Below are 12,048 nucleotides of genomic sequence, written 5' to 3'. Positions count from 1 at the left end.
CCTCTGTATAAGTAAATGGGACGAGAAACCGAATTTTGGTTTCTCGTCCCATTTGTTTACGCCTTTGATTTTTAAAACTGGTCCCTACCGTGCGTGACCAGTTTCATAATGTTTAACGCCAGTATTACGATTCCGGCTTCCTTGGTGACCTTGTCGAAACCTCGCACCGAGAATCGATTGAAATGTAAAGAAGCCTTCATCTTGCCAAAAACTGGCTCAACATCGATCTTACGTTGAGCGTAGATCTGACCAGTTTCTGGAGCTGAAAGTAATTCTCGTTGTTTCGATTTGAAATATTCCCAATTTTCGTTCACGGAAATCCTTTTAAGATATCCTTTTGGTGTTAGTGCCGCGGAAATTAGTTGATGATTTTCATCATACTTTTCGGCAATGTATTCTTTAAAGTCACGGGTAAAACCATACTTATCAGTCCGTTGACGATAAGCATTAAAATTAAACCGGACGTTTTGTGGATTGATAAAATAATCATCTTTTTCATGATAGTCCCAGTTCATAACCTTACGGTCATCACTTTGCCATTTTCGACTATTCTCTTTAAGCATTGTGCCGTAGGGAATCAAAACGGTATGCTGACCGAATTCATCTTCCAAGTACCGATAATTACTTTCGGAACCGTATCCGGCATCGGCAACGATGGTGTGACCTAACACATTGTTGGCCTTTAAATGTTCAATAAACGGTTGTAAGGTTCGTGTGTCGGTTGGATTTTGGAAAAGCCGATATCCCGTAATGAACTGATTACTCGTGGCGATTTGAACGTTGTAGGCAGGTTTTAATTGACCGTTTTGCATCGGATCTTCCTTGACCCGCATGAAGGTAGCATCATAGTCCGTCTTAGAGTAACTGTTACGCTGACCATAGATTGCTTGCTGTGCTTGGTGTTCACGCATTTTATCACGTCGTTTGTCCAACTTACGTTTTTGTGATTTAACAGTCCGGCGTTGCTGTTTGGCTGGGTTCGGGGAAACCTGCTTAGTTGCTTCCACGGTTTCATTAAGGACCACTAAGTGATCCTCAACCTTGCCAATCATGATATCCAATAGTTCGGGAGTCAGCTCTGATCCTGCCGGAATTTCACCGACAATTTTAGCTTCATGAAGCTCGCCTAACAGGTCAACGAGTTTTTCGCGATTCATCTTGTCAAATCGTATCGTATTCTTCTTCCAAACAAAGCTATACTTGTTGGCGTCGGCTAGGATCTTAGTTCCATCAATAAATGAAACATCATCAATCATGCCATTTTGACGAAGATATTGGGTTAGCTGTGATAAGCTATCGGTTGTCAAAGTGGCCAGTTCATCAGAAATTCTAAAGCGACAAATCGTCCGGTAGGACGGAATTTGGTCGGCAATTAACCACCCAGCTGGCTTGTTTTCACGGGCAAACTGTTCAATTTTACGACTGCTGAAAATGCCATAGCTGTACGCTAAAAGGACCAGTTTTAACATGGCACCGAGGTTATATTCCCGCGGACGGCCAAACTGGTAATCATATTTTAGTTTTAAACTCTCAACAAGCTGGTTGATGTAACGAGCAGAATGATGCTCTTCTGGTTGGTAATCCAAGGCGATACTCAAAGTGGTTTGATTCATGTTATAATAATCTTGCATATTAGGAATGTCCTTTCGAGGATAATTTCATAGAGTATCGGGTGCGACCGATGCTCTTTTTTTTATTTTCTATTATATCAAAAGCAGGTCTGGAAAAATCCGAAGATTTTTCCAGACCTGCGTTGTTTCTAGAGACTTATGTCACAGCCTCGTTTTCTTATGATTCCCAAAATTCAATTTTGAAGTTTTTGTTAGATTAGAGTGTACCCTAAATGGACAATAAACGTTATACTAAGAATATAGGAAAAAACTGAGATTCTATCGGGCACGGTAAGCGATTCTTGAATCTGTTAAAAATGTCTAATTTGAGTGTCTAATCTGTTACCGATAATGTAGGGTCAAATTCCGAGAGGAGAAGTCGTGATGAAAATTGGGTATGCCCGAGTTAGTTCAACTGATCAGAATTTAGCGCGTCAAATCAAAGCACTTAAAAAAGCTGAGTGTGAAAAAATATTCGAAGAAAAGCAATCGGGAAAATCAACTGAGAATCGACCAGAATTGCAGGCGGCCATTGCGTATGTTCGACAGGGCGATACGCTGGTCATTGCGTCCTTGGATCGTTTGAGTCGTAACTATGATGATGCCAGTGATATCATCAAGCAGATTAGGGACAAACAAGTTAAGATGGAAGTCTTAGATGCGCCATTTCTTTCTATGCGCACCGGCGATTCAGATATGGATAAATTTATGTTTGACCTGTTAACCAAACTGCTAGCTTATATGGCCCAAACAGAACGGAAGAAAATTCGTGAGCGCCAGCGCCAAGGAATTGAAATCGCCAAAGCCAATGGGAAATATCGAGGGACACGGCCCGCTTACGCCGCAGACGCACCTAACCCACAAAAACGGTTTATCTACCGCCGTATCGTTGATCAATTAAGAAACAAAGCAACCGGTGCCCCAATTAGCTATCGTGCAATTGCAGCTGAAACCGGTGTGTCGGTGCAGACAGTAATTAATATTAAAAATCGGTTGGTATAGCTGTTAAATAAGCGTTATCTGAGCACACGTTCGTTATTTTTAACGGACGATTATTTGAGTGAGATTTGAGGGATTGTTTGATCTGCTTAAGGATTTCATATCACGAGTAGGACTTCAGTTTAGAGATACTGATGCGATTAATATTTAGGTTACTTATTTTGCGTTCAATTAACCTAAAAAGTGAGTTAACAAAGCTTTTCGCTAATAGCTTACGGCTACTAATTTCGTTGCTCACATTAATAAATGGCTTATAAGCATACATTATGATGTTTTGCCACTTTCAGCTATAGATTAAAAAAAGCAGGCCACAATTATTAAGCCGTGACGTAGTTTGCTCTATTTAAACACTTTAAACATTATATTTGGTAGATATAGATTGTAAAATTAATCTAAACGACGTTCGGATTAAATTTGCAATCTACCCGTTTCTTGCCTTGCTTTTGGACGCCCTTGATTAAACCGTCCTGCAAGCCTTTCTTAACGTGTTTAGCCTGCATGAATGTCATTAGCCCTGATTCGTCTTTAAACCGCTGATAAGGGTCTAATTTTGCCTCGAATTTTTGCTGATTAGCAAAAATTTCCGTATTCAGTTCAAAATAGGGTTCGGGCTTAAAGTTTTTGATGAGTTGATCTTCTTTGATAAACCATATCCAAAGTTGCAATCTGCACTTAATATGGAATGACCAGTTACTAATTGGGTAATCACAAGTGCATGCCGCCATCTTCATGCCGATTTCTCGTTTGATGTTGTCGTTTCTTTTTGGTCATTTCCCACTCAGTCTCTTTTAAGCCTTGGGCTTGTTTTTGCCGTTGATAGTCTTCATCTCGGGCATATAAGGCCACCATAATGGCATCACTAAAGGCCGTCTTTAAGTAGTAGCTTGGACTAACTGGTTTGTAGTTTAATGGCTCGTAATGCCGCATTTTGGCTTTTCGGTATTGATCGTCCTTAACTTGTTGTGCTTTTAACTGCTTTTGGATTTGTTCAATTTGGCTAGTCTTAATCGTGGGATCACTTTGACACTCACCAATAAAAATTTGCTTGGTTCCGTCATGTTTTAAGACCCGTTGCAAGTCATGATTTTCTAACTGATCTAACCTAAGCTGTCCCGACAAATAAGCTAACCCTAATTGATGTTCTTGGGTACTGAAAACCTTCGGCGGTTTTTCTTGCCATTGTTTCATTGTTTCAGCCTTGCATGGCTTTAATTCTGGATCATAGTACATCACGGCTGTATAAGCCTGTTCTTGTCTAACTAGAGAAAGATCATCTAAATCACCATCGGGAAAGGCTCTTTTCAATACTTCATGGTATTGCGTTTGAATGACTTGTTTAACTGCCATGATTGTCCGTAGGTCTTTGACTGCCCTAGTAATCTTTTGCTGCTCTGCTGGTGAATACTTTTCTAGTAGTCCTTGATCGACGTGTTCTAGACTTTCTAAGCTATCGTCATGGATCATCAGCGTATATTTAAGTTCGCTTTTGACTTCCTTTTCTTGTTGCATTAATAACTTGAAGCCAACGTATGGACGCTTGGTAAACGTCAATAATTGCTGGGACAGTAAGTCATTTCGAATATTCATTAAACGTTCTGTTAATCCACTACCCTTGAAAAGGGTTTGTTCGCTATCGGTTTCCTTAATTAATTCTCGTCTTTCAGCGGCCGTTGTCTGTTCAAAATCAAGCTCTGGATAAAGCTTTTTCGTCGTGCGATCGACCACTTTATTTAGGAGTTCATCAGCCTTTCTTAATGAACTTTCTTGTTGGTTAATTGTCAATAATTGTTTCGTCACATCTTCCCCAACTGCGTGTTTAATTAAGGTACTGTTTTTCCAATTAAATAGCATGCGGCGTTTGTCATCTAAACTCTCCAAACTAATATAAGTTTTCAATTCATGGCTTAACTCATTGACCAACCTTTTTTCATTGAATGAGAAGTGTTTACTTAGGCTATCAAAATGACCTCTATTGATTGCTTTTTCTTGATTATTTTTATAACTTGCTTTGGTCTTGCGATAGTTCTTAACTTGTTGATTAAATTCTTTTCGTTCATATCGTTTGCTATTGATTCCTTCGTGCTGGGTTGCTACCTCATCTATGCCTTGATCTTTAAAGGATTTTTCACTGATCCGATCCGGAATTCTTTTTTGCTCTAAAACTTGATTAACACTGACTGCCCAGTTGTGCCGCCATTCAATTATTTTTTCTTTCTTATCCCAATCAACCATCAGTATCTTTCTACTCTTAGGGTACTTACTAGTTCCGGTATATGTTTTATTGCCATTCTCATCTAAAATATATTGCTTTTTGCTCTTAATTCCCCATGTTCCATCTGGATTAAATGGCCGGTTAGTTAACATCACATGGGCGTGAGGGTTATCTGCATGGTCGCGATGAATTGCTACATCAGCGACCATGCCCTTATCAACAAAATTTTCTTGCACGTATTTAATCAATAATTCTTTTTGTTCATCTGCACTTAACTCAACTGGTAAAGCTACGTTAAACTCTTTCGCATACCGCGAATTCGCTCGCCGATCTTTTCTTTCTACTTCGTTCCATAACTTCTCTCGATCACTCGCCCATGCTGGCGCATTTTTGGGGGTTAAAATAAAACTATATGGCATGACAGACCGGGCATAAAAATAGTGTTGACCCTCTTTATCATCAAATAGTTTTTCACCGCTTCGATAAGCGGCACTGGCAATGGCACTGCGTCCTTTACCAGCACTAATATTACTAAAACTCATATGAAAGATTGCCATGTCAGTCACCGCCTTTCTTTGCTTTATGGGTTTGATTTTGTTGTCGCCAACGGCGACTTCTGATACAAGCTTTTAGCACGATTTACCCCATAAGATTTTGGTGGGGTGTAAGTGCGCATTGACCTCGTTTCACTCGGTCTTCTGATTCCCTTATATTTACTGTTAGTGTACGCCTCACGCTTCGCTTTTTCAACATTTATGTTGACTTAGATTGATTCAGTTGTTATTATCTTTATTAATTATATACAAATTTGACAGGAGGAGTTAAGATGACCCAATCGGCATTGGAAAAACAAGAAGCTAAATTAAAACAGCTTAATCAAAGGATCAAAGCTGAAAAAAGTAAGATTGAACAAAACCTTGGCAAGCAAATTATTAAAACGTCAAATTTATATTACGCCAATTTATCGAATCAAAAGATCAAAGACCTCGCGCAAAAAATCGCAACGGTTTTAAACCATGAATCAAATAACCAATTGTAACTAAGTGGTGATAATGATGGCTAATCAATACGAAAAATTGGTTGCACAAAAAGCTCGTTTAAAAGAGAAAATGGCTCGGGAAGATTTTAAATTACGGCAGTCTAAATACTATGAAAATCGTCAAGCCCGCAAAGCACGATCTCGGCGGCTAATTCAAAAAGGCGCTTTATTGGAAAAGTACTTTCAAGCTGATAAACTATCGGTCGAGCAAACCGAAGAGCTTTTAAAAATGTTTGCCGATTATGTCAATGCCCATAAACCGAGTAAATTCAAAAACGATCAACCTAAGAACTAGGTCGATCGTTTTCTTTTTCTGGATCATTCATTGGCTTTTTAAATTTTAAATCTGGATTATCTTTAACAAAGCTATTAAGTTGTTTTTGAACGGCTGTTTCAAAAGTGATTTTCGGATTGATCCAAGGATATTCACTCAATTTATTTTTAATAACCTGATTATGCTCTCTTCTGTAAACTGACACAAATTTTTGGCTATTATCGTAGGTCACGACGTTATCAGCTTTGAAGGCAACGGCTGGCAAACTATGATTTGATTGACTATAACGTTTCCTAACGACTTCATCTGGTACACCATGCCCACCTTTTTTGATCCGCTTATGAACACGATTAATTGCCATTTTTTCGCTTTTTAACGCCACATATAAAAGCGTAACCTCGAAACCATTTTTGTGGGCACGATCAATTAAATTCAATTGAGCCTTACCTTTTAAACCACAAAGTGTTTTACGTTGATGATTAGTTCTTGACGTTTTTCTAAGAGGTAAGTGTGTAAAGCGTTAAAGAGTTTACGTTTATCAGGATTATGCACCTCTTGCTCCCCAAATTTTTGAATATCAACTGCCCACGGGTCAGCCAACAAATGCTCTATCTTTTCGACTGCTTTGCTTGGTTTAGTCATTTTAAAAGCGCCTTTCATGTTTAGCTGCTTATCCGCTCTTACAATTAAAATGCCTGGTATAAGTTTAAATAAGCTTTTGTTTCCAAGCATAATTTCAAAGACATCTTAGCTTGTTTTACTCGTCATTGGTTATAAATTTTCCTGTCAGCAGTTTTAAATCAGTATTGGTAAATTTATGTATCAAACAACTAAAATCTCTTAGAAACGATTTTACAGCCTTTTATGACTAGTGGTATAACCAACTGTCGTCGGCTGGCTTTGAATTCGGAACAGCTTCGTTTAGTTAAACGGATAATGGCCGATGGAGGCTACATCGGAGAAAATTTTGCAGAGTTGGTTCAAAGCACAATTGGTGCTGAAATGATCATCGCTAAGCAAAGTGATTTGAAGCATGGACAAATAACCCCACAGCGGTGGGTGGTTGAACGATCCTTTAGTTGGTTGGATAAATGTCGGCGCCTATGGCGCAACTGCGAACGTTACCTACAAACTATTCGAATTATGGTAGCTTTAGCCTTCATCAGGCTTTTATTGAAAGACTATTAAAGATTAAAAACAGGTTCTTAGTCGCCGCTGCGAATGTAACCGAAGTTAACCAATTGGCCGCCCTGTTCGCATCACTTGATCAAAAATAATCACGACAATCCCAATACCAAAATACGCCACTGGAGCTGGCAGGCTCAAGTGACGTATTTTCGACTGGAACTAATTTAGCTATTTACAGCTACCAGTAGCCGATTACTTTTGTCCAAAGCAATCCGCCACCGAGCCAAATAATATTGAACATAATTCCAAAGATGGCGCTCAATTTCCACCAATCTTTGCTCTCAACATAACCGGTAGTTGAAAGCATTGCGGCCGGTCCCGCTGAATATGGTGTGGTCGAACAAAAAATCGACCCAGCCCAACCTAGCATCAGACCAGCCATTAATTTAGGGACGCCGGCACCGAGTGCAATCGACAAGAAACCCGCTAGTAATGCCGAAATTTGGGTAGTGATACTTGGAAACATGTAATGCAAATAGAAGTATGCCAAGAACAAGACAACTAACACCCAGACCCAGTTAATGCCGGTTAATAGACTGCCGAGCGTCTTTGAGAACCATGGGAAGAAGCCGAGGGTGGTCAATTTGGCGGACATTAACATGATAATAGATAGCCAAATCAGCAAACTCCAAGCCCCTTTTTTCGCCATCATGTCTTTCACGCTAATCACACCCGTAATGAGCAAAATTGCGACGGCAATAAAACCGACCATCGTCGCATCAATACCCAACTTCGTCCCGACTAACCAGAGCACTAACGCCAAGATAAAGACCACCGCCATGATTTTTTCAGCAATCGTCATTGGTCCCATCTCATCGAGTTTTTTCGTCGCCCAAGCATTCGCATGCGGAGTTGCTTTAACTTCTGGTGGATACAATTTAAATAAAACGAATGGCACTAATAATAGCGAAATGATTCCGGGAACAATCGCGGCGACAAACCATTGCAACCACGAAATCGTGACGCCTTGCGCATTGGCGATTCCGAGGGCAACCATGTTACCGGCAAGCCCTGTTAAAAACATCGTGGAAGTGACGATATTGACTTGATATTCATTGAAAACCAAGTATGACCCTAATTTACGTTGCGTCCCATTCTTCGGATCTGACCCCATTTCTTTGGATAATGAGTCAATAATGGGATACATAATGCCGTTAACACGGGCAATATTACTAGGAATGGCAATCGCCATCAGCGTTTCCACGGCGGATAATGAATAAGCTAACCCGAGGGTCTTTTTACCAAACGTGCGCACAAATAAATAAGCGATGCGCTTACCGAGGCCGGAATTAATAAAACCGGCGGACATGAACAAGCACATGGCCACTAACCAGGCCGTCGTATTCCCAAAAGCGGCCGTCACTTCTTGCGTCTTAAAAATCTTTAAGACCATTCCCAGTGTGACCGCAATTAACGTTGTCGCTGGCATGGGCAGTGGTTTCGTAATACAAGCCACAATCGTCGCCACAAAAATTGCAAATAAATACCAAGCTTCCGTGGTAATTGCCACTGGCCGGATGGGCGTGGCCGCCCAAATGAGTACGCCGAGAACTAACGGCCACAGAAAACCTTTATAATTCACTTTCGCTAACATCTACTCACCCCAATTTCTTTGCTTGCTTTAAAGCGTCTTTGACCGCATTGCGATAACCTTTGCTCGTCGCCGAAGCTCCGGAAATAACATCTACATCATACGTATTGGCTTTTAACATCGCGGCGCGCAATTTAGGCATCGCGGCACCCCCAATCGTCGGCGTTTCAGCGGCCTGCATGGTTTCGATATCGGTCATCTGGTCACCATCAACGGTCACTCGCACGGTAATCGGTAAATCACCCATCCCTTGATTAGCCACCCCAATATATTGGTTAGCAGCCGTTTCAAAGGTTGGCGTTGTCGCTTGCGCATCGGAACGTAGCGCTTCGCCGGCCAACGAAGGCGATGTCACCGCATCCAAATCAATCGCCGCAGATTTTGGTTTAGCCGCATTTAAACCGGCTAACCGACCGGAAATCAACAGGTCAGCGACCGAACTACCGCCGATATACTTCGTGGCAAAGGGATCGCCCAATTCACCGGCTTCATACAGGTGCGGAATCACGTTGCCGGCCAAATCAAGCACTTCGCACTGACCGTTGCGCCGGGCCCCACCATGGGTATGCAAAATATTATGCCGAATCGCAATCGCATAATAAGGGCCATCCCCAAATTGACGTATCGTTTCCGCCGGTCGGTCAGCCACGTAATCTCGACCTTGGGCGCTAAAGAAGTTAAAGTCCGCGACCGCTTGGGCTAACCGTGGGGCTTTGATTTTATCGGCCAAGTCCGCTAAGGTATCAGCTTTAACTGCATAACTAATCACTTGCTTAATTTGGTCGGCCTTTGGAGACGTATCTTGCTGTAACTGGTCGTATTCAGCTTGGTCCATGACAATGTGCGGATGATTCTGGTTAGGCAACATCACATAATCCCCATGATTATATTGAAAGCCATGCCGATCCTCACACTGTTCATTCAAGTAACGCGTCCCATCATCACCGGCAATAAAGACGCTCCCAGTGAATAATGATTTCCATTGAATCATATAAGCGAATTGTTCATGAGCGCGACCTTCATTCAATGAAAAGGCGTGGGAATCGAAGTTGGCCATATGCCACAAACGCGCGCCCGCTTCCACCGCTAAGTCAATCCCTTTACCTTGGTTATAGAGCGTCCCAATTGGTGCCAGCGCCCCTCGGCCAAGAAATGTTTGGACCATTTCGGGATTGTTTTCGTAGCCGCCAGAACTCATGACGACCCCATTTTTCGCGGCAATATTCCGTAATTGCCCTTGATGTTCAATCTGAACCCCTAAAATAGTTTTGGTTTGGGGGTCTTGAATCAAATGTTGGGCCGGTGAATCGTACCAAACATCGATTTTATCTAATTGATCATAGACGCCTTGTCGTAATAGCTTCCAAAAACTACCATCGTATAAAGTTGTCATACTTTGATGAATCATGGCATCAGCATGGTCGAATTCATAATATTCGGGCCGCTTATGCATCCCTGACTGATGCGCTTTTAAGCCAAAGTCCGCTTCCGCATAGGTGGTTAATTGCGTCAGTTCATATACAAAACTGTTTAAAGTCGCTTCATCGTGATCAAACGGCGCAAAGCTTTGCAAATAGTAATCCTTAGCTTTGTCAACATCGACGGCCGTGGCAAACGCCCCGGCGGCAAAGCGTGTATTCCCGCCTTCACTGCCTTCAGGCGCAGCATCAACGAGCAAAACTTTACGATCCTGCTTAGCCGCATACCGAGCAGCCGTCGCTCCAGCACCGCCAAACCCAATCACAACGACGTCATATTTGGCGTCCCATTTTAAATCCGCTGAATAATTCATATGTATCCCTCTTCCATAAATTATTTCTCTTGTTAAGTCGTAATATAGTCCTTCTGAGCGTTCAGGACCAACTTATTTTTGAAAGCGATTAACCGCTTGACACCCGCGAATAATGCCGGTTTTCCGCGCTTGGTTGCACCTACTCATCAAAAAACTTATAATTGAAAAAGATTGACTTATAAATTTATTTTATAAGTAAAGTGAGGGAATTAAGATGAATGACCGGGACTTAACTTATTTTTGTAAATTAATTGAATTGGGTTCATATACTAAAACCGCCACCTTTTTTGAGGTGACGCAACCAACGATTTCAGCGGCTGTTAAACGGCTATCCAAGCAATATCATGACCCCCTCATCACGCAAAAGAACCGGAAAAGTAAATTAGAACTAACGGCGGCCGGAACCATTTTGTATCAAAAGGGTCAACGCGTGATCACCACGCTCGCGAGCCTGGATTACGACGTCCAACACGCCAACGATAAGAAGATACGCATTGCCTTTTCGGGCATTGCCGGTGGCTTTTATATGCCGGATATCGTGGTGCAATTTTACCAAGCAGGCATTGCCGGGATGCTCGACCCCACTTTTATTCGCTCATCTTCCGCCTTAAAAGCCTTGTCGGATGGCAAAGTCGATGTGGCCATTTATTCATGGAACATTCCATTCAATGACCCCCAATATTATTTACGGACTTTAGAGGTAACGGATTTCGTCTTGATCGTCAAAGCCGACGATCCTTTGGCCCAATTCGACAATATCAGAGTCGACGAATTACGCCATTTGAACTTCATCGCCCGTGACCGGCAATATTCCACCACCGAAGCCTTGTTTCAAACTTGTCATCAAGAAGACTTTCAACCAAATATCATTTACACTGCTAGCACGCTAGAGTTAATGATTAGTCTCGTTAAACGCGGCATGGGCGCGGCCTATATTTTAGAAAGTCGCGTTAAAGCCGTGTCCGGGATTGCCATCGTGCATATTCAAAAGTCCCAGCGCATGTACTCATATTCGCAATTAGCGATGCGCAAGAGCTTTATTCCGAATAAGTATCAACGTAAAGGTATTGATATTTTGCGACACTTTAAAAGCTGATTGGATTTCAATTTAGAAAGGATGACTCGCTTGACCAAAAAGACGAGTAGTTTGCCCCGTTTAAAAAATGCGTTTACCGCATTTTTACGAACCCAACCTTTAGAACAAATCACCGTCCAATCAATTGTTCGGAAGGCTGACGTCAATCGCTTAACGTTTTATCGCCACTTTTTGGACCGAGACGATTTTCTGAGAACGTGTTTGGATACTTTGACATTCGATTTGATTTTAGTTAAATTAGATCAAA

Annotated in this window: 11 protein-coding genes and 2 pseudogenes; 6 read left to right on the top strand and 7 right to left on the bottom strand. The window is 41.7% G+C overall.

Annotated features, from left to right (window positions below; all coding sequences use genetic code 11):
- Positions 1–1,631 (bottom strand): annotated as a pseudogene (locus tag MMY95_RS14185) (IS1182 family transposase); the annotation flags it as partial.
- Positions 1,632–1,994: 363 nt separating this feature from the next.
- On the opposite strand from MMY95_RS14185, the gene MMY95_RS14180 reads away from it, so the two are divergent.
- Positions 1,995–2,612, top strand: coding sequence for a recombinase family protein (locus MMY95_RS14180; RefSeq protein WP_003645574.1), 618 nt, complete (start codon positions 1,995–1,997; stop codon positions 2,610–2,612).
- Between the two features lie 422 nt (positions 2,613–3,034).
- On the opposite strand, the pseudogene MMY95_RS14175 reads toward MMY95_RS14180, so the two are convergent.
- Both MMY95_RS14175 and mobQ read right to left on the bottom strand, forming a co-directional pair.
- Positions 3,035–3,281 (bottom strand): annotated as a pseudogene (locus tag MMY95_RS14175) (DNA topoisomerase III); the annotation flags it as partial.
- Between the two features lie 33 nt (positions 3,282–3,314).
- The gene (gene mobQ / locus MMY95_RS14170) at positions 3,315–5,378 is read right to left on the bottom strand and encodes a MobQ family relaxase (protein WP_105316369.1); all 2,064 of its coding nucleotides are present in this window, start codon (positions 5,376–5,378) and stop codon (positions 3,315–3,317) included.
- Between the two features lie 269 nt (positions 5,379–5,647).
- Here mobQ and MMY95_RS14165 point away from each other — a divergent pair, with 269 nt between their 5' ends.
- Entirely contained in the window at positions 5,648–5,860 is a 213-nt protein-coding gene (locus MMY95_RS14165; RefSeq protein ID WP_105316370.1) for a hypothetical protein, read from the top strand.
- A gap of 16 nt (positions 5,861–5,876) precedes the next feature.
- Positions 5,877–6,155: a hypothetical protein gene (locus MMY95_RS14160; protein WP_003645706.1), complete on the top strand. Its 279-nt coding sequence runs from the start codon at positions 5,877–5,879 to the stop codon at positions 6,153–6,155.
- Here MMY95_RS14160 and MMY95_RS14155 read toward each other — a convergent pair.
- Positions 6,145–6,570 carry an ATPase gene (locus MMY95_RS14155; protein ID WP_241277737.1) on the bottom strand — a complete coding sequence of 142 codons (426 nt, stop codon included), beginning with the start codon at positions 6,568–6,570 and terminating at the stop codon, positions 6,145–6,147. The genes MMY95_RS14160 and MMY95_RS14155 overlap by 11 nt on opposite strands.
- Before the next feature lie 14 nt (positions 6,571–6,584).
- Positions 6,585–6,776, bottom strand: a complete 192-nt coding sequence (locus tag MMY95_RS14150) for a hypothetical protein (RefSeq protein WP_003645704.1) — start codon at positions 6,774–6,776, stop codon at positions 6,585–6,587.
- A gap of 258 nt (positions 6,777–7,034) precedes the next feature.
- Between MMY95_RS14150 and MMY95_RS14145 the strand changes: the two genes are divergently transcribed.
- Positions 7,035–7,322 carry a transposase gene (locus MMY95_RS14145; RefSeq protein ID WP_158610674.1) on the top strand — a complete coding sequence of 96 codons (288 nt, stop codon included), beginning with the start codon at positions 7,035–7,037 and terminating at the stop codon, positions 7,320–7,322.
- A gap of 178 nt (positions 7,323–7,500) precedes the next feature.
- On the opposite strand, the gene MMY95_RS14140 is transcribed toward MMY95_RS14145, so the two are convergent.
- Both MMY95_RS14140 and MMY95_RS14135 read right to left on the bottom strand, forming a co-directional pair.
- Positions 7,501–8,916, bottom strand: a complete 1,416-nt coding sequence (locus MMY95_RS14140; protein ID WP_003645701.1) for a DASS family sodium-coupled anion symporter — start codon at positions 8,914–8,916, stop codon at positions 7,501–7,503.
- Positions 8,917–8,920: 4 nt separating this feature from the next.
- A complete protein-coding gene (locus MMY95_RS14135) occupies positions 8,921–10,705 on the bottom strand; it encodes an FAD-dependent oxidoreductase (protein WP_003645700.1) in 1,785 nt (594 codons plus the stop codon).
- 214 nt (positions 10,706–10,919) lie between these two features.
- On the opposite strand from MMY95_RS14135, the gene MMY95_RS14130 reads away from it, so the two are divergent.
- Positions 10,920–11,801 carry a LysR family transcriptional regulator gene (locus tag MMY95_RS14130; RefSeq protein WP_003645699.1) on the top strand — a complete coding sequence of 294 codons (882 nt, stop codon included), beginning with the start codon at positions 10,920–10,922 and terminating at the stop codon, positions 11,799–11,801.
- 30 nt (positions 11,802–11,831) lie between these two features.
- Positions 11,832–12,048 (top strand): TetR/AcrR family transcriptional regulator (locus tag MMY95_RS14125; RefSeq protein ID WP_231957298.1); only part of this gene is annotated, 217 nt, incomplete at its 3' end.

It is taken from the genome of Lactiplantibacillus sp. ME-2 (assembly GCF_022549155.1).
GTDB classification, from domain to species: domain Bacteria; phylum Bacillota; class Bacilli; order Lactobacillales; family Lactobacillaceae; genus Lactiplantibacillus; species Lactiplantibacillus plantarum.
This window is presented reverse-complemented; position numbering and strand designations above follow the sequence as displayed.